Below are 22,226 nucleotides of genomic sequence, written 5' to 3'. Positions count from 1 at the left end.
CAAACGGGTTCCAGTCTGAATGAAGAAAGAAGGTACACCATGTCTCACTCGCAAAACGGACGCTCCTCGCTGAAGACGGTTCTGAAGGCAACGACCGTTGGCGGTCTTGCCGCGCTGATGCTTTCCACAGGCATCGCCGCACCGATCGTTCATTCCTTTGCCGCTCCGGTGGAGGTGACTGCGCCGCAGGTTCCGAGCTTCGCCAATGTGGTCGAGGCTGTTTCGCCCGCCGTCGTCTCCGTTCGCGTCCAGTCGAACGTGCAGCCCGCTTCCGATGATTCCAGCAACTTTTCCTTCAATTTCGGCGGCCGTGGTCTCGACCAGCTGCCGGACGACCATCCCCTGAAGCGCTTCTTCAAGGAATTCGGTGGCCCCAACCAGGACCGTCCCGACCGTGGTCCGAACCGTCACCGTGACGGCAAGGGTCCGCTGCGCCCCGTCGCTCAAGGATCCGGCTTCTTCATCTCCGAAGACGGTTATGTCGTCACCAACAACCACGTTGTCGATGACGGCTCCGCCTACACGGTGGTGATGAATGACGGTACCGAACTCGAAGCCAAGCTCGTTGGCCGTGATCCGCGTACCGATCTGGCGCTGCTGAAGGTCGATGTAAACCGCAAGTTCACCTATGTGCAGTTTGCCGACGATAGCAAGATTCGCGTCGGTGACTGGGTCGTAGCCGTCGGTAACCCCTTCGGCCTCGGCGGCACCGTAACCTCGGGCATCGTTTCTGCCCGTGGCCGCGATATCGGCTCCGGCCCCTATGACGATTACCTGCAGATCGACGCCGCCGTGAACCGCGGCAACTCCGGTGGTCCCGCCTTCAATCTCAACGGTGAAGTCGTTGGCATCAACACCGCGATCTTCTCGCCCTCCGGCGGCAATGTCGGAATTGCTTTCGCCATTCCGTCGTCCGTTGCCAAGGACGTGATCGCCGACCTGCAAAAGGACGGCAAGGTCGAACGCGGCTGGCTCGGCGTGCAGATCCAGCCGGTCAGCAAGGACATTGCCGAGTCGCTTGGTCTTGCCGAAGCGAAGGGCGCGCTCGTCGTCTCGCCGCAGTCCGGTTCGCCGGGCGACAAGGCTGGCATCAAGCAGGGTGACATCATCACTGCCGTCAATGGCGACCCGGTCAAGGATGCCCGCGATCTGTCGCGCCGCATCGGCAGCATGACGCCAAACAGCAAGGTTGAAATCTCGCTCTGGCGCGGCGGCAAGTCGCAGTCGGTCACCGTGACGCTTGGCGATCTCGCAAGCGACGATGCCTCCAAGGCAACGCCGGGCCAGGAAAACGACAGTGGCAGCAAGCCTTCCAGCGCAAAGGTGCTGTCGAGCCTCGGCCTGACGGTTGCGCCCGCTGACGACGGCAACGGCCTTGCCATCACTGATGTCGATCCGGACAGCGACGCCGCTGCCCGTGGCCTGAAGACGGGTGAGAAGATCACCTCCGTCAACAACCAGCAGGTGGCTTCTGCCGCCGATATCGAGAAGGTTCTCGAGCAGGCGAAGAAGGACGGACGCTCCAAGGCGCTGTTCCAGATCCAGACGGACAGCGGCAGCCGCTTCATCGCACTGGATATCGACCAGGGTTGATAATCTGAGATGCGACGCCGGTTCTTCTTCGAGCCGGCGTCGCTCGGGACTGTGTCTCCCCTTGAGGGCGGGACAGAGTATGTGGAACGCGCGTGCCGCTTGTTTCTTCTCCGCTAGGGAGGAGGAGGTCGCGGCAGCGGGATCAAGGGCAAGGCCCGCGATAGACCGCGCCCTTGCCCCCTCATCCGACCCTTCGGGCCATCTTCCCCCCGCCGGGGAGAAGACAAGGACCCACAAAGCCGGTCCAGTCAGCACCGAGGAGGAAATCTCATGGAAAACAAGGTTCAGGAAATGTCCGTCGCATCTGTTTCCGGTTGTGCGGAAAAGGGCGAGGGCGCTATTGTCCCGCACATGAAGATTCTTGTTATTGAAGACGATCTCGAGGCTGCGGCCTATATGACCAAGGCGTTCCGGGAAGTCGGTATCGTTGCCGATCACGCGAGCGATGGTGAAAGCGGCCTGTTCATGGGCTGCGAGAATTCCTATGACGTGATGGTGATCGACCGCATGCTGCCGCGCCGCGACGGACTTTCCGTCATCAGCGAGCTGCGCCGGCGCGGCATCGAGACGCCGGTTCTCATTCTTTCGGCGCTTGGGCAGGTGGACGACCGCGTGACCGGCCTGCGTGCCGGCGGCGATGATTATCTGCCCAAACCCTACGCCTTTTCCGAACTTCTCGCACGCATCGAAGTGCTGGGCCGCCGCAAGGGCAAACCCGAACAGGATATGGTCTACCGTGTCGGCGACCTCGAACTTGACCGGCTGTCCCACGATGTCCGTCGCGGCGGCAAGGAAATTCTGTTGCAGCCGCGTGAGTTCCGCCTGCTGGAATATCTCATGAAGAATGCCGGCCAGGTGGTGACCCGCACCATGCTTCTGGAAAACGTCTGGGATTATCATTTCGACCCGCAGACCAATGTCATCGACGTGCATGTGTCCCGCCTTCGTTCGAAGATCGAAAAGGACTTCGAAAAGCCGCTGCTGAAGACCATTCGCGGCGCGGGTTACATGATGAAGGACGAGGGCTGATTGGCGAAAATGGTCCGCCTCAGAATATTGTTCCGGTCAACAGCGGTGCGCCTTTCTGCGCTTTATATCCTGCTGTTTGCGCTCTGCGCAGCCTTTCTGGTCTTTTATGTCACCGCCCTTTCCGAACGGCTGCTGAACCAGCAGACGCGTGACGCGGTGCTGCAGGAAGTGTCGGATGTGCAGCGCATCTACAATCGCGGCGGCATCAACCCGCTGTTGCGGATGATGGAGCGCCGTGCCCGCCAGCCGGGGGCGAGCCTTTACATCATCGCCGGCCCCAATGGCGAAATCCTTGCAGGCAATGTCGCTTCCGTGCAGCCCGGCGTGTTTGACAAGGAGGGCTGGACGGGTTTCCCCTTCCGTTACGAACGTTATTCCGAAAGCGGCGACAGCGTGCAGCATATGGCGACCGCCAATGTCTTCATGCTGGACAACGGCCTGCGCATCCTGATCGGCCGCGATCTCGGCGAACCCACCAAATTCCGGGCGCTGGTGCGCAATGCGCTGATGGTGGCGCTTGCCATCATGAGCGCCGGTGCGCTGCTCATCTGGTTCGGCATCGGCCGCAATGCCTTGAAACGCATCGACCGCATGTCGGCAGCGACCAAGAAGATCATGGCCGGCGATCTTTCGCAGCGCCTGCCGCAGGGCCGCTCCGGCGACGAGTTCGATCGGCTGTCCGGCTCGCTCAACGCCATGCTCGGCCGTATCGAAAAGCTGAACGAGGGCTTGCGGCAGGTGTCCGACAACATCGCCCACGACCTCAAGACACCACTGACGCGGCTGCGCAACAAGGCAGCGGCCGCCTTGGATGACGACGATGAGACGAAACGGCGCGCGGCACTCGAAGGCATCATCGCCGAATCCGACCAGTTGATCCGCACCTTCAATGCATTGTTGATGATTTCCCGCGTCGAGGCCGGCTCCATCGCCGCCGAAATGACCGATGTGGACATGTCGGCAATCGCCGCCGACAGCGCCGAACTTTACGAACCGGTGGCCGAGGACGCGGGACTTACGCTTGAGGCCGAGATCGAACCCGGTCTTTCGGTGCAGGGCAACCGTGAGCTGATCGGCCAGGCGCTTTCAAACCTCATCGACAACGCCATGAAATATGCCTGCGAATGCGAGGGCGACAAAAAACTCATCGTGCGTCTGGTGAGCGAAACGGACGCCATCGTGCTGTCCGTCTCCGATAACGGCCCCGGCATCCCCGCCGACAAGCGCGGCGAGGTGCTGAAACGTTTCGTGCGGCTGGACGAAAGCCGCTCCAAACCCGGCACGGGGCTCGGCCTGTCGCTGGTGGAGGCCGTGATGGAATTGCACGGCGGATCGCTCGCGCTGTCGGACACCGACACTACAAATTCCGTCTGCCCGGGCCTGACCGTCTCGATGATCTTTCCCGTTTCGACCCAGTAAGCCGCGCTGTCCAACGCCGCTGACACCAGCACCGGCTGGTCACCGCTATTTGTGCGGAAATTCGTTCACCTCCGAGAAATAATCGTCTCTCGAGATTGAATTGAAAGATGATCGGAAGAATATCTTATAAGGTTCTACAGCTGCACTTTATGAGGGGATCGCATCGCGATCGGCAAAAGGACTTATGATTGATGGCAAACATGGCCCCCTTGGTCGGCGACCACCATGGACCGATCATTCTGTTCGATGCCGAATGTGTGCTGTGTTCGGTGAATGCGCAATTCGTACTGCGGCATGACAAGGCCGGATATTTCCGGCTGGCCTCCATGCAGGGAGCCGTCGGCACGGAAATCTACCGGCGGCACGGAATGGACCCCAAAAATCCGGTCAGCCTGCTCGTCGTCGATGGCGAGAGGGTGCGACAGGACAGCGACGGTGTTCTTGCGATCTATGAGGCGCTTGGCATGCCCTGGCGGCTGCTTGGCATGTTGCGCATAATTCCCGCATTTCTGCGTGATCCCGTCTATCGTTTTGTCGCCCGCAATCGCTACCGTTGGTTCGGAAAACGTGCGCAATGCTGGGTGGCGCCGCCGGAATACAGGGACAGGATTCTCTGAACTTAGCGACGATCCTCCGCCCAGGGCAGGCGACAATTTCAGGTGGCGGTACAGACACGTGACGGCGTTGCGGAGATGGTTACGCATCCCCGCAATGCCACATCGCCATCGGCTCAGAACGTATAAGCCACGCCAATCATCGCGAAGGGCTGGATGTCCTTCTTGGAGAGCGGGCTGTCCTTGGCATCGCCCAGCAGGAAGCCAACACCGCCGGCGCCGGTGATCGACCAGTTCTCGGTCATAAGATAAGTGAGGGAGGCGCTGGCGTCGATGCGCTTGAAGCCTGCCTTGGCGTCATAGCGGCGCAGGCCGGAACGGGCGGATTGGGCCGAGGTGACGCCGAAATAGGATTTCATGTGCTTGTCGTCCGCCCAGGTGGCGGAGAGGTCCGCGCCAAGGATGAACTGGTCGACTTTGTGCGAAACGCTGGCGCCGACGGTTGCGGTCAACCCTTCGCTCCCGCTGATGGTCTTGTCCACCTTCGCATAGACCTCGAAGGGATCGATGCCATAAGCGATAACACCGCCGACCACGCCGCCCGCCTTGATGTCACCCATTCCGCGAAGATTTTTCTTGTCGTCCTTTTCCTTGCGCCCGGCTTCCCAGCCGCCCTTGACGCCCAGTCTGAAGCCGTTGCTGTTCAGCAGGTTGACGGTGACGCCGCTGAAATCGATGCTCAGCGTATCTCCATACTCAACGGAAACCAGGGGAACCGCGCCTGCTTCAAGCTTGTCCGAGCCCTCATATTTGGGAGCGTAGGCAGCACCCACGCCAAGTGTGATTTTCCACTCACTGGAACTGCTGTAGCGGGCATTGTCGAAATTGCCCTGCGGTTCGGCGAACCTGTCCGATTTGCCGAGATCGGCAGCGAGGACGGGCGTGCAGATGCCTTGCGCCAGGGGCAGCGCGGTCAGGCACAACGCCATTGCACGCAGGTTCTTTTGCCATTTGACTGTAAAAATCTGTTTCATGATCATATCCGTTGCAGCATCAAGCGTTGCAAAACCTGGGAGTCGGGTTTCGTTGAGCAGGACGCTACGTGGGCATAATTGCGGAGACATTACGCGAGATTGCCGGCCACGACTGAAATGGCGCTTCCGCAGGCCAGACCGCGGAAAAGATCGGCAAAAACGGTTTTCCTGATCGCAAAGCGCCACGCATTTGTTACAACGCGGAGTGTATGCGCCCGGAAGCTTCGACAATGCGTGGCGGCAGGACGATTTTGCGGGGAGCGATCCTTCCTGAGAATCAGGCACGGTCGAAGCGCAAGGATGGGTCGCTCGGGAGAGGGAGAGAGACAGTGACGAAACGGGAAACCGCTGAAAGGCGGCTGAGCGAGGTTCTGCCGGGAGTTATCCGCCCCTATACGCAGACGGAACTGAAATCCGTTCTCTCCACGCTGAAGGATATCGCCAAGGGCGAGCCAGCTGTGGCCGCGCTTCTTGCCGCCGAAAGCCCGCTGAAGGACTTCATCGCTGCGGCTTTCACGCTGTCGCCCTATCTGCGCGATATGGCCGCGGCGGACGAGGGACTGCTGACGCTCGCGATTTCGAAGCCGCTGGAGCCACTACTGGCCGATCTCGTCGGTGAAGCGCGCGATTGCTGGAAGCCGGGGCAAGAGGGCGGCGTGCCCGTCGAAAACGAGGTGATGTCGCGCTTGAGGATCGCCAAGCGTCGGCTTTCCTTCGTCGCAGCGCTTGCCGATCTCGCGCGCATCTTCACCGCCCGCGATACCACGCGCTGGCTGAGCGACATGGCGGATGCTTCGCTGTCGGCCGCCATCGACCACCTGCTGCTTGTCGGCCATGAGACCGGCAAGCTCAAACTTAAGAACGTTGCCACGCCAAGCGAAGGTTCCGGCCTGATCGTGCTTGGCATGGGCAAGCTCGGCGCGCGCGAACTGAACTATTCCTCGGACATCGACGCAGTGGTGTTCTTTGAACCCTCTGCTGGCATTATCGATGATCCCTATGCTGCGACAGAGAATTTCGGCCGCATGATGCGCCGCCTCGTGCGTATCATGCAGGAACGCACGGCAGACGGTTACGTCTTCCGCACCGATTTGAGGCTCCGGCCAGACCCCGGCTCGACACCGCTCGCCATTCCCGTGGAAGCGGCGCTGCTTTATTACGAGGGCAGGGGCCAGAACTGGGAACGCGCCGCCTATATCAAGGCGCGGCCGGTGGCCGGCGATCTGAAGGCCGGCGACAATTTCCTGCGCGAACTGACACCTTTCATCTTCCGCAAATATCTCGATTACGCGGCGATTGCCGATATTCACTCCATCAAGCGGCAGATTCATGCGCATAAGGGCCATGGCGCGATTGCGGTTAAGGGCCATAACGTCAAGCTCGGACGCGGCGGCATCCGCGAGATCGAGTTCTTCGCGCAGACGCAGCAGCTGATTGCCGGCGGACGTATGCCGGCGCTCAGGGTCCGCGCGACGCAGGAGGCGCTGGCGGCGCTCACCGAAGCGAAATGGATCGATGCCGAAACGCGCGATAGCCTGACTGAAGCCTACTGGTTCCTGCGCGAAGTGGAACACCGCATTCAGATGGTGCGCGATGAGCAGACCCACGTGCTGCCCGACACCGAAACCGAACTGAAGCGCATTGCCTTCATGCTCGGTTTTGAAGATACCAAGGCGTTTTCCGAGAAGCTGGAAAAGGTGCTGCGGCTGGTTGAGCGCCGTTATTCGGCGCTGTTCGAACAGGAGACGAAACTCTCCGGTGAGGCAGGCAATCTGGTCTTCACTGGCCAGAAGGACGATCCAGATACGCTGAAAACCCTCTCAGCACTTGGTTTTCAGCGGCCGGAGGATATTTCCCGCGTCATCCGCACCTGGCACAATGGCCGGTACCGGGCAACGCAATCGGTCGAGGCGCGCGAGCGGCTGACGGAGCTGACGCCGGATCTGCTGCGCGCCTTTGGCGAAAGCAAGCGGGCGGATGAGGCGCTGCTGCGCTTTGATAATTTCCTCTCCGGGCTACCGGCGGGCATCCAGCTCTTCTCGCTGCTCGGCAACAATCAGCCGCTGCTGTCGCTGTTGGTGACGATCATGTCGTCGGCCCCGCGCCTTGCCGAAATCATCGCCGCCCGCCCGCATGTTTTTGACGGCATGCTGGACCCGGCGCTGATGAGCGACGTGCCGACGCGCGAATATCTTGCCCAGCGCATGGGCAATTTCCTCTCCAATGCCCGCCACTACGAGGATATTCTCGACCGGCTCCGTATTTTCGCCGCCGAGCAGCGCTTTCTCATCGGCGTGCGGCTGTTGACAGGCGCGATCCGTGGCGAGATCGCCGCCCGCGCCTTCACCCATCTTGCCGATCTGGTAATTGAAGCGGCCCTGAATGCCGTACTCTCGGAGATGGAGACGGCGCATGGGCCATATCCGGGCGGGCGCGTGGCCGTGATGGGCATGGGCAAGCTCGGCTCCTTCGAGCTGACCGCGGGTTCGGATGTCGACCTCATTCTCCTCTACGACTACGACGATGCCGCCCATGAATCGACCGGCGCAAAACCGCTCGATGTGGTGCGTTACTTCACTCGCGTCACCCAAAGGCTGATTGCCGCACTATCGGCACCCACAGCCGAGGGCGTGCTTTACGAGGTGGACATGCGGCTTCGCCCCTCCGGCAACAAGGGGCCGGTGGCGACGCGCATTTCCGCTTTTGAGAAATACCAGCGCGAGGAAGCCTGGACCTGGGAACATATGGCGCTTTCCCGCGCTCGCCTGATCTGTGGCGAAGCCTCGCTGATGGAAGATGCGCGCGGCATCATCGCCTCGGTACTGTCCCAGAAGCGCGATGTGGCGAAAGTCTCAGCCGATGTGCTGGAAATGCGAAGTCTCATTGAACAGGAAAAGCCGCCGGAAAACATCTGGGACTTCAAGCTCATCAATGGTGGGCTGATCGACCTCGAATTCATCGCCCAATATCTGGCTTTGGTCGGTCCCGCCAAGGGTCTCCAGCCGCACGAACCGGGTCGCAACACGGCAGAGGCATTGCAGGTGCTGGCCGCCCCGGTGATGGAGCAGCAATCCTTCGACGACTGCATGGCGGCGACGGCGCTTTACACCGAGATATCGCAGATCGTGCGGCTGTGCATCGACGGTGCTTTCAATCCGAAGGAAGCGCCTGCCGGTCTTATCGATCTGGTTTGCCGGGCCGGGGATTGCCCGGATATTTCCACGCTGGAGGGCGAGGTGAAGCGGCTGGCGAAGGTCGTTCGCAAGGCCTTTGTGGCGACGGTGAAGAATGGCGGGTGATGGTGGGTATCGCGCGTTCTGCCGTCACTTACTGCAACGCAGCGGGCACAGCCCGATATTCCTCAATGCACCGTGCCACAGCACCCTGCCGCATGCGGGATGATAATCGTCACCACCGTGCCTCTGCCTTCGCAGGAGCGGATTTTCATCGTGCCGCCATGCAGCCTGACGAGCGAGCGCGAGATGGCGAGCCCGAGGCCTGAGCCGCCCTGGCTTTTGGCGTATTGGCTCTGCACCTGCTCGAAGGGCTGGCCAATCTTGTCGAGCGCCTCGGCGGGAATGCCGATGCCGGTATCGGCGATGGTGAGGATCATGGCGGCCTGATGCACATGGGTGCGCAGCGCTACGCGGCCGCCATTACCGGTGAACTTCACGGCATTGGACAGAAGGTTGAGCATGATCTGCTTCATGGCGCGGCGGTCGCCCTGCATCGTCAGCCCGGCGCAGACCTTCTGCTGCACGGTGATGTTCTTCTGTTCCGCCTGGATGGCGGTCAGCCGCAGGGTTTCCTCGATAAGCGGCGCGAGATCGATTGTCTCGCGGTTGATCCGCATATGGCCCGCCTCGATCTTGGACATATCCAGAATGTCGTTGATGACATTTAGGAGGTGCTTGCCGCTGTCGTGGATATCCCGGGCATATTCGGAATATTTCGGCGAGCCAACCGGCCCGAACATCTCGTTTTGCAGGATGTCGGAAAAGCCGAGAATGGCGTTGAGCGGCGTGCGCAGTTCATGGCTCATATTGGCGAGGAATTCGGACTTTGCGAGGTTTGCCGCCTGGGCGCGCTCTTTTTCGGCGAGATAATTGGCGTTGGCGTCTGAAAGCTCCGTCTTCTGCCGCTCCAGCTTATGCTGCGAGGCGGAAAGATCGCCGATGGTGGCCATCAGCCGGCGTTCGGAGTCACGCAGGCGCTCCTGATGGCGCTTCAGAAGCGTAATGTCGGTGCCGACGGAGACGAGGCCGCCGTCACGGGTGCGGCGTTCATTGATCTGTAGCCAGCGATCATCGGCAAGCTGCACTTCCGTCATGCGCGAAAGGCCAGACTGATCGGGGTCCGCAACGCGCCGCTCCACAACCGGGCGTGCCGCAGCCGCCTGCACGGCGCTCTTTTCGGTGCCCGCTACCAGAACGCTGTCCGGCAGGCCGTAAGCCTTCTGGTAATGGGTGTTGCACATGACGAGACGGTCATTCTTGTCCCACAGCACGAAGGCTTCCGAGGTGGATTCGATGGCGTCTGCAAGGCGCTGGTCTGCCTCGGCATAACGTTGCGCAAGGCGGTGCTGCTCGGTCACGTCCATGGCGATGCCGATGACGCGCGGGCCGTTATTGGTGCGGATGACCTGGGCACGGGCACGCAGCCAGACATAGTGGCCTTTCGCGTGGCGCATGCGGAAGATCTGGTCGATCTGGCGCAGATCACCGCAGCCGACAGCACGGGCAAGCTCGTAGAGGTTCCCATCTTCGGAATGCATCATGCGCGCCGCATCGGAAAAGGACAGCGGTGCGGCCTTCGGCGGTCTGCCGAGGATTTCGTAGAGCGAGCCGGACCAGAACATGCGCCGCGTGGAAAGATCGAAGTCCCACAGGCCGCAGCGGCCACGTGACAGCGCCGTCTCCACCCGCAGGTTCGATTCGGCGAAGATGTCGTCGGCATCGCGGGCGCGTTTGACCTGCATGTAATAGGCGTAGAGCACGACGAGAAGGATCGAGGAGATTCCGGCAAACAGCGTCACGTTCATGGCGATTTCGCTGCGCCAGAAAGAACGGATCGGCTCAAGCGAGCGCGCCGCGATGACCATGCCTCCATCGTCGCCGAAGGGGATCATCGTCGCATAATGCGGCTGGTTGTCGATATTCGTTTCGATGGTGCCGGGCGCGCCGGGAAAACGCTGAACAATGGCGATTTCGGGAAGCAAAGCCGGCAGGGAGGTGCCGATGTAAAGCGTGGCGCCCTTGCCGGCGCCGGCGAAAATCCGGCCGTTGCTGCCCGACAGAAGCACCATCGTGCCATCAGCAAGGCTGCCCGAAGGCAGCGCTGCGGCAAGGCTCGCCTCTGCGCGGGCGCGCTCTTGCGAGGCAAAGACAATACCGTTGTTGATAAGGGCTGCTTTGGCCGTCAGCGCTGTCAGTGCGGTAGAGTGGCGGGCTGCCTCTTCCATGCGGCTATATTCGGCAACGATGCCCAGCATGCGTGACGCCGCGATGACGACGAGAAATGCAAGAATGAGAATGGGAATGAGGCGTTTCAGCAGGGTCTCGACCTGCGGCATCGGGCGGTCGGAGCCGTTCATCAAACCCATCAGGTCGCTGGAAAGCCTTTCGCCCCAGGCCGCAAGATCAGAAAATTTGGCATACGGCCGCTCATCGCCCGCAGTCGCCCGCCGCACGTTCGTCATTGTCCCGCCTTCAAGATATCCCCACTGATTCGAAGCGCCGCCGCTCGAATATGCATAGTGAATCAAATGCGATTCGCCGTGTCCAGAGGCAAAAGTTAAAAGAATTTTAACCCCTTGAACCGACTCCGTATTTTTTCGGGACAGCGCGTTACGGTCTGCAAAGCGGCGGCAGGCATTGGAAAAACCGACACCCGGATGGCCGGTCTGGGACGTTCCGGTGTGTTACGGCCGGTGGTTCTCAAGCCTTGTCGAAAGCTTCGAGAGCAGGTCCAAGTGCGCCGAGAACGCCGTTTCCGGCGGCAGGAAGCCCGGTCAGCACCGCGCTGATGATATCGTCACGGCTTGCGCCATGCGCTTTGGCTTCCAGCACATGAAATTCCACACCGCCTTCAAGCCGCAGTGCGGCGAGAATGCCGATATAGATCAGGCATTGCGTCTTGGCATCCAGCGTGGACGCCGCACCCAACCCCTGCACGGCCTGAAGCCAGACAGCCTGATGGGCCGGGGCTTCGGTGATGAAACGCTGGAACGAATTGCTGGTGTTGGAAATATCCGTCATTTGAAGTCCCTTTCCGCTTGCGGCCGCGTTCCGGCCTGTCGCTGACGATTGTGTCGCGCAATGCGTTGCGCCGCCTTGACGGAAATCAAGACGGCGCACAGGCATTGTCCGGAATAGGGGAGTTGGCGAATGTTCGCCGGGTATTATCCTTTCAGAATACGCCCGACGATATCGCTGACATCCGTCGAAAGACCTTTTGCTTCGGCGATCGTCGAAAGTGCTGCCTTGGCGTGTTCGGCGCGGCTTGCTTCCAGCGACCGCCAGGAGCGCATGGAGGTGAGAATGCGCGCGGCAAGCTGCGGGTTACGCTTGTCGATGGCTATGATCTGCTCGGCGAGGAACCGGTAGGCGGCACCATCGGCGCGGTGGAAACCGGTCGGGTTGGAGAAGGCGAGCGTGCCCACCAGCGACCGTACCCGGTTGGGATTGGAGGCGATGAAGTGTTTCGACGTCATCAGCGCCTTGATACGTTCCAGCGCGCCGTCGCCGGGAATGGCGGCCTGCAGCGAGAACCATTTGTCGAGAACCAGCGCATTGTCGGCAAAGCGGGCTTCGAAGGCGGCAAGCGCCTCCTTTGTCTCCGTGCTGTCGGGGAAACGTTGGGTCAGTACACCAAGCGCATGCGCAAGATCGGTCATGTTGGTGGCGCTGGCATAGGCCTTTGCCGCCCTGTCAGGCGTTCCCTCGGCAAAAGCAAGGAAGCTCAACGCGCCGTTGCGAAGCGAACGCCGTCCGGCGCTGTCGGCATCGGGGCTGTAGGCTTCACCATTTCCGTCACTGTCGGCGAGCCGGCGGAGCGTTTCGAGACCGGCCGTGGCAATGGCCTTGATCGTCGCGTTGCGGGCCTTGTGGATGGCGTCCGGGTCGGTATTGCCGCCCAGTTCGCGAGCGATGTCCGTTTCGCTCGGCAGCGCCAGCGCCTGTGCCCGGAAAGCGGGTTCAAGCGAAGCGTCGCCGACGATTTCGATCAGCGTTGCGATGAGGTCGGCGTCCGAGCGTACTTCTTGGCCGTTCTGCACGGCCTTGGTAGCGGCAATCAGCGCCGGCAAAGCGAGATCGGTAAGCGCCTGGAAACGGGCAAACATATCCGTCTCGTGCCGGGCAACCTGCACCAGATCGGCAGCACTCTGTTCGAAATGCAGGTTGATCGGCGCCGAGAAGCTGCGGTTGAGCGACAGCACTGGGCGCGATGAAATGCCGGAGAAGGAGAATGTCTGGTTGCGTTCGGTCAGATGCAGCACGCCGTCGCGGTATTCTCCGCCCGTGACAGCCTGCGGCTCGGCGATCTGGCCATTGTCGAGAATCAGTGCCAGCGAAAGCGGAATATGACGCGGTTGCTTCACCGGTTGGCCGGGCGTTGGTGCGACGGTCTGTTCCAGCGTCAGCCTGAAGGTCGCCTTGGCGGCATCGTAGGCGGAGGAAACGGAGACGAGCGGCGTGCCGGCCTCGGTGTACCATAGCGAAAACTGCGACAGGTCGCGGCCGCTGGCATCGGCAAAACTCTTGACGAAATCCTCAACAGTCGCCGCTTCGCCGTCATGACGTTCGAAATAAAGGTCCATGCCTCTCTTGAAGTCGTCTTCCCCAAGGATCGTGGCGATCATGCGGGTAACTTCGGCGCCCTTTTCATAAACGGTCGTCGTGTAGAAGTTGTTGATTTCGCGATAGGTATCGGGGCGTGGCGGATGGGCCAGCGGACCGGAATCCTCTGGAAACTGCTCCGATTTCAGGTGACGCACATCGGCGATGCGCTTGACCGGGCGCGAGCGCATGTCGGCGGAAAATTCCTGGTCGCGATAGACCGTCAGGCCTTCTTTCAGGCACAGCTGAAACCAGTCGCGGCAGGTAATGCGGTTGCCGGTCCAGTTGTGGAAATATTCATGCGCGATGATGCGCTCGATATTGGCGTAGTCCGCGTCGGAGGCAGTTTCCGGGTCGGCCAGCACGAATTTGTCGTTGAAGACGTTGAGACCCTTGTTCTCCATCGCGCCCATGTTGAAATCGGACACGGCGACGATCATGAAGATATCGAGGTCGTATTCACGGCCGAAGCGTTCCTCATCCCACTTCATCGAGCGCTTCAGCGCATCCATGGCATAGGCCGCGCGGGGCTCCTTGCCATGCTCGACATAGATCTTCAGCGCCACTTCGCGGCCGGAAAGGGTGGTAAACGTGTCTTCCACCACGCCGAGATCGCCGGCGACAAGCGCAAAGAGATAGCTGGGTTTCGGGTGCGGATCGAACCAGGCTGCAAAGTGGCGGCCTTCATCGTAATTGCCGCCGCCGAGGAAGTTGCCGTTCGACAACAGCAGGGGATTGCCCTCCTTCGCGGCGATGATCGTCACCGTATAAGGTGCCAGAACATCGGGCCGGTCCGGGAAATAGGTGATGCGGCGGAAACCTTCCGCCTCGCACTGGGTGCAATAAACGCCGTTGGTGCGGTAAAGCCCCATCAGCTGCGTATTGACCTGCGGGTTGATGTAATTGGTGACACAGATCTCGAAGGGCGTCTCCGCAGGCAGATCGCGGATCGTCAGGCTATCGGGCGTTGCGTCATATTGGCTTGCGGGAATGTCCACCTGATCGAGCAGCAGGCCCGAAAGCGTCAACTCGTCGCCATCGAGAACGAGCGGCGCTGACACATCGACGCCCTCTCGGCGATGAAAGATCAGACGGGCTTCGACCTTGGTATTCTTGGGGTCGAGTTCGAAGGTGAGATCCACCCGCTCCAGAACGAAATCGGTGGGGCGGTAATCTGCCAGGTGAACGATCTGGCCCGTGTCTGTTCGCATGACTGTTCCTGAATAACTTTGTCGTTGTCCTCCGGGCATCATGTCGTCATAAGGCCCGGATGTAAAATAGGTAGAGTATTCGTCACAATCATGTGCGCATCGGGAGGACGTTCTGTCCTGCCATGGAAGGCTTTGCCGGCCCTGCAGACGATCCTGCCGCTGCCGGACCTGCGGACCATGCCAGCAAATGTTGAACGATTGCTGAAATTGTATTTTATTTTCTTCAAATTTTAGCGCGTGTCGCTTTTGGTCTGATTCTCACGTCGCCATCAGGGCTGAAGGCCTGAACAATGGGGGTGAGGAGGCCACAAGCCGGGGAAAGCAATCCTGCGCCTCACCAGATCAACGGAATTCATGGGTAAATAACATTTTTTGTTGTAAAGCGCTTCGGGAATGCTCTAGCCTTGGGCAAATCCAATTCCCCCGCGTCGTCCTCCCCCGCATGAACAATCTCCCGATGGCGTGTTTGCGCAGCCGATATGAGTAACTGCCGATGAACGCCGAACCGACAAATCCCTTTCGGGGGATAAGCCTGAAGCTGATTTCGGTTGGCTTTTTTCTGGTGATGCAGACTTGTATCAAGGCCTCCGGTCCCGATGTGCCGGCCGGTCAGATCACTTTCTTCCGCTCCGCTTTCGCCATCATCCCCATCGTCGTTTATCTTGCCTGGCTGCATGCGCTAACGAGCGCGCTGCACACCAACAATCTCATCGGCCATTTCAAGCGCGGGTTTCTCGGCATTCTCTCCATGGCCTGCGGGTTTTACGGGCTGACGCTGCTGCCGTTGCCGGAATTCATCGCCATCGGTTATGCCTCACCGCTGCTGGCCGTCGTGTTCGCCGCCTTCATCCTGCGCGAGAAGGTGCGCATCTACCGCTGGAGCGCGGTTTTCGTTGGCATGATGGGCGTGCTGGTTATCCTGTGGCCGAAGATGACCCTGTTGCGTGAAGGCGGTTTTGCCGCGGGCGAGGGGCTGGGCGCGATTGCCGTGCTATGCGGGGCAGCACTTGGCGGTCTCGCAATGATCCAGGTGCGGCAACTGGTGGAAACGGAAAAGACGCCGACCATCGTTCTCTATTTCTCGCTCACGGCCACCTTGCTTTCGCTCGTCAGCGTACCCTTCGGCTGGAGCGCTCTGGATACCAAGCAGGCCGTGCTGTTGATCACCAGCGGCATTTGTGGCGGCGTCGCACAGATCTTCCTGACGGAGAGCTATCGCCACGCGGAGGTCTCAACCATCGCGCCCTTCGAATACAGCTCCATCGTTTTCGGGATAGCGGTCTCCTATATCCTGTTCGGAGACATTCCCACGCTCACCATGCTGATCGGCACGGCAATCGTGATTTTCGCCGGCATCTTCATCATTTTCCGCGAGCACCAGCTGGGCCTGGCGAGACGAGCGGCACGCAAGGCCTCCACGCCGCAGGGGTAACGCACCAAATTTGGCGGAGGTCGCAAACATGCGGCATCGTCGGCGCCAGAGCCGTTGTCGTTTCGGCGCCTAGTCCCGCAAATGCAAAAGGCGCCTTCCCGAAGAAAGACGCCAGCGCGCAATCAAAGATATAGACCGGTTTTACACCGGCCTGAGTGCTCTCAGCGCTCGCGGAAATCCGCAAAGACAGCTGCAGGACGTGTGACGCGAACCTGCTGCATGGCAGCACGTGCGGTCATCTGTTCGTTAGCGGCAGCGCCGAAACGATGGTAACCCTGACTGGAGCGAGGGCCGAGGCCCGCCAGTCGGAGCGTTTCAAAGCCGGAATGTACCGGACGGAAGCGAGTGGTCATTGCCTTGGTTCCTTAAACCGAATTCCTCCCAAGACACAGGCTGGCTTATCGCAGTGCAGCATGGATTCGGCAAGCAGGGTCAGCGCGCCGCTGTTATGCGTAATACGCATGGCTTTTTTCATACTTCATTTACTCTGAGTAAGAATCAGGCAATCAGCCTTCGGAGATTTTTGCCTGAAACGCCAATAAATCCTGCCATGCCAATGACTTACTGGCAGGTGCGTTTAGAAGTTCCTGCGGATGCAGGCTCGCCAGCGCCGGTAAAACCAGGTGCCCGGCTGCGACATCACGCCACTGTCCGCGCAGCGTATGGATCGTTCCGGTGCCGCCGAAAAAGAAACGTGCGGTCAAGTTGCCAAGAAGCAACAGGTGTTTCGGCTCCGCAAGCGCGATCTGGCGCTCGATGAAGGGGCGGCAAATATCCATTTCAGCCTGAGTCGGCGGGCGGTTGCCCGGTGGACGCCAGGGCACGACATTGCCGAGCATGATGCGTGCGCGGTCAAGGCCGATAGCGGCCAGCATACGGTCGAGCAGCAGCCCGGTCTTGCCGGCAAAAAGCTGGCCCTCGCGGTCGTCATCCGCATCCGGCATCGGGCCGATGACCATGACGGCGCAAGCAGGGTCGCCTTCGGTGAATACCGTGTTGCGGGCGCTGTTCTTGAGGTTGCAGCCGCTGAAACCCTCAAGCGCGATTTTCAGTTCGGAAAGCGACCTTGCGCTTTCAGCCGCAAAACGGGCAGCCGCCACGGCCTGTTCGTCCGGCATGGCAACATTCTGCTGAAGTGCCGGAGCAGGCGGCGCGCCTCTCGTCGGCGCGCTGCGACCTGCCGTCTGCCGCTGCGGAGCATCGGCACGACGCTCCGTGCCGCTGTCCATCTGGTGTGCGGGCGCAGAGCTTTCCTGACGCACTGCCGGTCGGGCAGGGCGGGAGGCGGCAAATTCGGCGAAACGGTCAACAGGTCCGTCTTCCAGCAACCAGTCCACGCCCGCATCCGCATGGAAATGCAGAAGCGCGGCGAGTTCGGCCGGGGAGAGGTCGTGAGCGGCGATCATGGGGTGAAATTATCCCATGTTCCCCGCCCGGGGAACCCGTAAATCACGCTGTCCAGCGCTGAATGTCACCGCTTTCGCCGATCATGGCCAAACCATGGGCAATCGAGAGCAACTCGCCGCCGGTTTCGATCCGGTCCGCGTCGAAACGACGGGTGAAAAGCTCGCGCACCGCCGGCACGAAGGAGGTGCCGCCGGTAAGGAACACCTTGTCGATTGCCTCAGGCGCGACTTGCGTCTTCTCCAGAACCTCGTCCAGCGCGCCCTCGATCTTGGCGAGGTCGTCGGCTATCCAGTTGTTGAAGTCGCTGCGCTTGACCATTTTGCGGCCGGCCTTGCCGAGCGGCGCGAAGTTGAATTCCGCTTCTTCGGCCGAGGAAAGCGCCATCTTGGTGGCGGAAATCGACTGATAAAGCGGATAACCCTCGTCATGCTCCACGAGATCGATGAAGAGTTCGAGCTTGTCCGGCTCCAGCGCCGAGCGCACCAGCGATTTCAGATCGGTGAATTCCTTCGAGGTCTTGAAGATCGACAGCTGGTTCCAGCGACCGAAATTCACGTAGTAGCCGGAAGGCACGTCCAGCACCTTGTCGAAGCTCTTGAACTTGCTGCCCTTGCCGATTTCCGGCGAAACCAGATTGTCGATCATGCGGAAGTCGAAATGGTCACCGGCGACGCCGACACCGGAATGGCCGATGGGGGTGGCGGAAAGCTTGCCGGCATGGGTCTCGAAGCGGATCAGCGAATAGTCGGTGGTGCCGCCGCCGAAATCCGCCACCAGCACATTGGCGTCCTTCTTCAGGCTCTGGGCGAAATAATAGGCGGCCGCCACCGGCTCGTAGACATAGTGGATTTCGGGAAAACCGGCACGCGTCAGCGCTTCGTTGTAGCGGGAGAGCGCCAGCGTCTCATCCGGATTGCTGCCGGCGAAACGCACGGGGCGACCGGCGATGACGGTCGAGACGTCGCTTGGCCACTCTGCGCCCGCATAGGTTTTCAGCTTGCGCAGAAACACGTCCATCAAATCCTCGAAGCTCTGGCGCTTGGCGAAGATCAACGTACCCTGGAAGAGCGGCGAGGCCGCAAATGTCTTGATCGACTGAAGGAAGCGGCAATCGCCCGCATTGTCGATGAATTGCCTGATGGCTGCGTGGCCCGCTTCCACGTGCAGGGCAGCCGCACCAAGGCCCGAATCCTTCATGAAGGAGAGCGCGGTGCGCATGCTGTCATCCGTGCCCGCGCTGCTGGTAAACTGCATGGAGCGGCTTTCGCCGCCGCCGTCGGAAAGAGCCATGACCGTGTTGGTCGTGCCGAAATCGAGGCCCAGTGCCCGCTTTTGCGTCATCGCCATATCCTTGTCGCCGATAGAAATGCTCGCCCGGCCCAAAGGCGGCCCGGCGTGAGAATAAGGGACGCATTTGGCATCCCGATGTCAGAGGAGGGCGGTTGATTGCACAGGCCCGGCAGAATGGCAAGCGCCACTTCTCGGTTTATTAAAACATTAGAATAAAGTAATTTTCCGTTATAAATACAGTTTTGCGATGCAAATTAAATATTTTTTCGCAATCGCAAAGTATAAATAAAGGCTATATCCTCAGGGAGCTTTCTTAATTGTAGCTGTCGCGTTGTAACCCGGAAGTCCAGATGTCCCGCAAGCAGGCATGTTCCGCCCTCCAAGATGTGCCGCCCGGGCCGGAGGTCCTCATTCGCGGCGACGTGGAAATTTTCCATTCCCAGCTTATGAACCTCATGGCGTCATCGCAGCAGGGTTATGCCCTTTTCGATGGCAGCGATGACTTGCGCTTTGCCAATGCGGCCTTCCGCGAGGCGCTGGGCATGGCTCCGGACGGTTTTCCGAACTGGATGGAGCTGATGCGCGGCGGGTATCGCAGCTCGACAGGAACGGCGGTCGAAACCACCGATTTCGAACTGTGGTTGCGCTCGGCGCGGACAAGGCGCGGCAAGTTGCCTTACCGCACCATCGAAACCAGCCTGAACGATGGACGCTGGATGCTGACGACGGAAACGACGCTGCCGGGCGGCTGGATGTTGTGTGTCGTGACCGATGTTTCCGAGCTTGGCATCCAGTTGCGCGATCTGCGGCAGGAGCGCGACAGGGCGCTGAAATCGGCGCTGAGCGACGAACTCACGGGCCTCGGCAACCGCCGCTATGCCATGGATATCCTCAACCAGATGCTTGGCCCCAACAAGGCGCAGGCGCTTGCGGTGATCATCATGGATATCGACCACTTCAAGGCGGTGAACGACCGTTTCGGGCATGCCTGCGGCGATCTCGTCCTTAAGGATTTCGCCACCCGGCTTTCCGCCGCCATCGGCCGGGACGATCTGGTGGGGCGGATCGGCGGTGAGGAGTTTCTGCTCGTTCTCAGCGGTTCGCGAATGCTGAGCGCGGAAAGCACCATGCAGAAGCTGCTGGCGACGTTGACCGAGGCATCGCCGCTGAGCGATGTGCCGGATTTCCGTTACAGCTGTTCGGCCGGCATTGCCTTTGCCGATCCCGGCGAGAGCGCGAGCGATGTGCTGCGCCGCGCCGACACGGCACTCTACGAAGCCAAGAATACCGGCAGAAACCGCTTCGTAGTCTACGGAGCGGCCTCTTGACCGCTCCGGCGTCTAACCGGCGTCAGTTCGATTTCGCCGCGCCGCCATCCACCCGCAGCATTGTGCCGGTGATGTAGCTTGCCGGAACCGAGCAGAGGAAAGCCCCGGCGGCGGCGAATTCTTCCACCGTGCCAAGCCTGCCTGCCGGAATGCTCTTGACCGAAGCCTCGCGGATTTCCTCCATGCTTTTACCCAGGCGCTTGGCATTGGCGCCATCCAGCTCGTCGATGCGGTCGGTATGGATGCGGCCGGGCAGAAGAAGGTTGGAGGTGACGCCGAAACCGGCCACTTCGCTCGACAATGTCTTGCTCCAGCCCACCAGCGCCCCACGCAGCGTATTGGAGAGCGCCAGATTGGGGATGGGTTCGAACACGCCGGAGGAGGCAACGGTCAGGATGCGGCCAAAGCCCTGTTCCTTCATCTGCGGCAGCAGCGCATTGGTGAGCGTGATGACGCGCAGCACCATCGACTGGAAGAAGCTCTCCAGCTTCTCGGTCGTGATCTCCTGCGCAAGACCCGGCGTCGGGCCACCGGTGTTGTTGACGAGAATGTCAATGCCGCCGAGCTTGTCGTTCACGGCCTGAACCATGGCCTCGACGAAATTGTCGTCGCCAAGATCGCCCCGCACCCAGTCGGCCTTGCCCTTGCCGAGTGCATTGATCGTCTTGCAGTTCGCGTCCAGCTTTTCGCTGCTTCTGCCAACGAGAAGAACATTCACGCCTTCATTCGCCAGCGCCGTGGCGATGCCCAGCCCAAGGCCGCGAGAGGAGGCGAGAACGAGGGCGCGTTTGCCGGAAATGCCGAGATCCATGGGTTTTGTCCTGTCTTGTTTGCAGCAGATCAAAGAATCGAAGCGTGACTACAGGCGAAAACCTTCCACAGTTTTCGCTATCCCGCTCCATCTGTGCTGTTTATAGGAAGGCGGCGCCCGCTTTTGAAGGTTAAATACGCGTCATGACCGAACAATCTCTGCTGAAATTCTCAATTGCCATCACGGTTCTTCTGGCCGCGTTCGGCATTGGTGCAGGCCTGTTTTCCGGCTCTTTCGCGGTGGTGTTCGATGGCGTTTATGCCCTGACGGATGCCTTCATGACGGTGCTGGCGCTACTGGTGGCGCGGCTGATCGCGGCTTCCGCCGCCCCACGGCCCGGTGGCCGGCTGGCAGAGCGTTTCACCATGGGCTTCTGGCATCTGGAGCCGATGGTCCTCGGCCTCAACGGCACGCTTTTGATGGGCGCTGCGATCTATGCCCTGATCAACGCCATCGACAGCCTGATGGACGGCGGCAGATCGATCGAGTTCGATTACGCCATCATCGTCACCTTCGTCAGCTTTGCCGTTTCGCTCGTCATGGCATGGTTCGTCAAACGCCAGAACCGCAGACTGAAATCGGCCTTCGTGGCGCTGGACGCCAAAAGCTGGCTGATGAGCGCGCTCCTGAGCGCGGCCCTGTTCCTCGCCTTCGCCATCGGCTACGGGCTGACGGGAACGGCGCATCAGTGGATCGCGCCCTATATCGACCCCACCGTTCTGGCGCTGGTCTGCCTCATCATCATTCCCATGCCGCTCGGCAATGTGAAGCAGGCGCTCGCCGACATCCTTCTGGTGACGCCGTTTGAATTCAAGCAGCATGTGGACAGGGTAGCGGCCGAAACCGTCGAAAAATTCGGCTTTGCCTCGCACTATTCCTATGTCGCCCGCGTGGGCCGAGGCCGCCAGATCGAACTCTTCTTCATCGTCCCGAAAAACTGGCCACCCCGGCGTCTCGAAGAATGGGACGCGATCCGCGACGAGATCGGCGATGCACTCGGCGGCGAGGGGACGGATCGGTGGCTGACGATTGTGTTTACGACGGATGAGGAATGGGCGGTTTGAATGGGATGTTTGATTTTAGCTGCTTGCGGTACTCATCCTGATTCGCAAGTAGAGGACTTTCGAAATTTTAGACAAAAAGAAATAGGTGCCCGAAAATCGGCGTTCTGAGCATTTTCCCGGTGCTAGTCGTTTCCAGGTAACGGCTGCGGCCTTTAGAACAGGCGACGGCTGATCGAAATTGAGCGAAAGCTCAAAGATAGCACACGGGAGACACCA

Annotated in this window: 16 protein-coding genes; 8 read left to right on the top strand and 8 right to left on the bottom strand. The window is 60.3% G+C overall.

The features are described 5' to 3' along the window. Nucleotides 1-39: 39 nt before the first annotated feature. From AC5SEO_RS05405 to AC5SEO_RS05390, 4 genes are all read left to right on the top strand, one after another. Nucleotides 40-1,593 carry a Do family serine endopeptidase gene (locus tag AC5SEO_RS05405; protein WP_003512147.1) on the top strand — a complete coding sequence of 518 codons (1,554 nt, stop codon included), beginning with the start codon at nt 40-42 and terminating at the stop codon, nt 1,591-1,593. A 270-nt stretch (nt 1,594-1,863) separates the two neighbouring features. Then, entirely contained in the window at nt 1,864-2,622 is a 759-nt protein-coding gene (locus tag AC5SEO_RS05400; RefSeq protein ID WP_013635754.1) for a response regulator transcription factor, read from the top strand. Between the two features lie 9 nt (nt 2,623-2,631). Next, nucleotides 2,632-4,041: a sensor histidine kinase gene (locus AC5SEO_RS05395; RefSeq protein ID WP_174068339.1), complete on the top strand. Its 1,410-nt coding sequence runs from the start codon at nt 2,632-2,634 to the stop codon at nt 4,039-4,041. A gap of 191 nt (nt 4,042-4,232) precedes the next feature. Next, on the top strand, nt 4,233-4,658 hold the full coding sequence (locus AC5SEO_RS05390; RefSeq protein WP_003512153.1) for a thiol-disulfide oxidoreductase DCC family protein: 426 nt from the start codon (nt 4,233-4,235) through the stop codon (nt 4,656-4,658). Between the two features lie 113 nt (nt 4,659-4,771). Here AC5SEO_RS05390 and AC5SEO_RS05385 read toward each other — a convergent pair whose 3' ends face one another. Beyond that, on the bottom strand, nt 4,772-5,635 hold the full coding sequence (locus tag AC5SEO_RS05385) for a MipA/OmpV family protein (protein ID WP_025592866.1): 864 nt from the start codon (nt 5,633-5,635) through the stop codon (nt 4,772-4,774). Between the two features lie 323 nt (nt 5,636-5,958). On the opposite strand from AC5SEO_RS05385, the gene AC5SEO_RS05380 reads away from it, so the two are divergent. Continuing rightward, nucleotides 5,959-8,928 carry a bifunctional [glutamine synthetase] adenylyltransferase/[glutamine synthetase]-adenylyl-L-tyrosine phosphorylase gene (locus AC5SEO_RS05380; RefSeq protein ID WP_174068104.1) on the top strand — a complete coding sequence of 990 codons (2,970 nt, stop codon included), beginning with the start codon at nt 5,959-5,961 and terminating at the stop codon, nt 8,926-8,928. Between the two features lie 62 nt (nt 8,929-8,990). On the opposite strand, the gene AC5SEO_RS05375 is transcribed toward AC5SEO_RS05380, so the two are convergent. The 3 genes from AC5SEO_RS05375 to pepN form a co-directional block, all read right to left on the bottom strand. Continuing rightward, nucleotides 8,991-11,327 (bottom strand): PAS domain-containing sensor histidine kinase, encoded by a 2,337-nt coding sequence (locus tag AC5SEO_RS05375; protein WP_041694525.1) that lies wholly within the window; start codon nt 11,325-11,327, stop codon nt 8,991-8,993. Between the two features lie 238 nt (nt 11,328-11,565). Beyond that, nucleotides 11,566-11,886 (bottom strand): carboxymuconolactone decarboxylase family protein, encoded by a 321-nt coding sequence (locus AC5SEO_RS05370; protein ID WP_174068105.1) that lies wholly within the window; start codon nt 11,884-11,886, stop codon nt 11,566-11,568. 143 nt (nt 11,887-12,029) lie between these two features. Then, complete coding sequence (gene pepN, locus AC5SEO_RS05365; RefSeq protein WP_174068106.1) at nt 12,030-14,678, bottom strand: aminopeptidase N; 2,649 nt, start codon at nt 14,676-14,678, stop codon at nt 12,030-12,032. A gap of 493 nt (nt 14,679-15,171) precedes the next feature. Between pepN and AC5SEO_RS05360 the strand changes: the two genes are divergently transcribed. Further along, nucleotides 15,172-16,110 (top strand): DMT family transporter, encoded by a 939-nt coding sequence (locus AC5SEO_RS05360; RefSeq protein WP_003512165.1) that lies wholly within the window; start codon nt 15,172-15,174, stop codon nt 16,108-16,110. A gap of 161 nt (nt 16,111-16,271) precedes the next feature. On the opposite strand, the gene AC5SEO_RS05355 is transcribed toward AC5SEO_RS05360, so the two are convergent. From AC5SEO_RS05355 to AC5SEO_RS05345, 3 genes are all read right to left on the bottom strand, one after another. Further along, on the bottom strand, nt 16,272-16,463 hold the full coding sequence (locus tag AC5SEO_RS05355) for a hypothetical protein (RefSeq protein ID WP_003497027.1): 192 nt from the start codon (nt 16,461-16,463) through the stop codon (nt 16,272-16,274). A 153-nt stretch (nt 16,464-16,616) separates the two neighbouring features. Next, nucleotides 16,617-17,516: a uracil-DNA glycosylase gene (locus tag AC5SEO_RS05350; RefSeq protein ID WP_065704901.1), complete on the bottom strand. Its 900-nt coding sequence runs from the start codon at nt 17,514-17,516 to the stop codon at nt 16,617-16,619. A 43-nt stretch (nt 17,517-17,559) separates the two neighbouring features. Next, nucleotides 17,560-18,858 carry an Hsp70 family protein gene (locus tag AC5SEO_RS05345; RefSeq protein WP_003512167.1) on the bottom strand — a complete coding sequence of 433 codons (1,299 nt, stop codon included), beginning with the start codon at nt 18,856-18,858 and terminating at the stop codon, nt 17,560-17,562. A gap of 299 nt (nt 18,859-19,157) precedes the next feature. Between AC5SEO_RS05345 and AC5SEO_RS05340 the strand changes: the two genes are divergently transcribed. Then, nucleotides 19,158-20,135 carry a sensor domain-containing diguanylate cyclase gene (locus AC5SEO_RS05340; RefSeq protein ID WP_162760777.1) on the top strand — a complete coding sequence of 326 codons (978 nt, stop codon included), beginning with the start codon at nt 19,158-19,160 and terminating at the stop codon, nt 20,133-20,135. Nucleotides 20,136-20,157: 22 nt separating this feature from the next. On the opposite strand, the gene AC5SEO_RS05335 is transcribed toward AC5SEO_RS05340, so the two are convergent. Beyond that, a complete protein-coding gene (locus AC5SEO_RS05335) occupies nt 20,158-20,946 on the bottom strand; it encodes an SDR family oxidoreductase (RefSeq protein ID WP_113472870.1) in 789 nt (262 codons plus the stop codon). A gap of 143 nt (nt 20,947-21,089) precedes the next feature. On the opposite strand from AC5SEO_RS05335, the gene AC5SEO_RS05330 reads away from it, so the two are divergent. Further along, a complete protein-coding gene (locus AC5SEO_RS05330; protein WP_113472871.1) occupies nt 21,090-22,010 on the top strand; it encodes a cation diffusion facilitator family transporter in 921 nt (306 codons plus the stop codon). The last annotated feature ends 216 nt before the right edge of the window (nt 22,011-22,226 follow it).

This window comes from Agrobacterium sp. K11 (assembly GCF_059429395.1).
The sequence above is the reverse complement of the archived record's forward strand: the minus strand, read 5'-3'. Positions and strand labels throughout refer to the sequence as shown.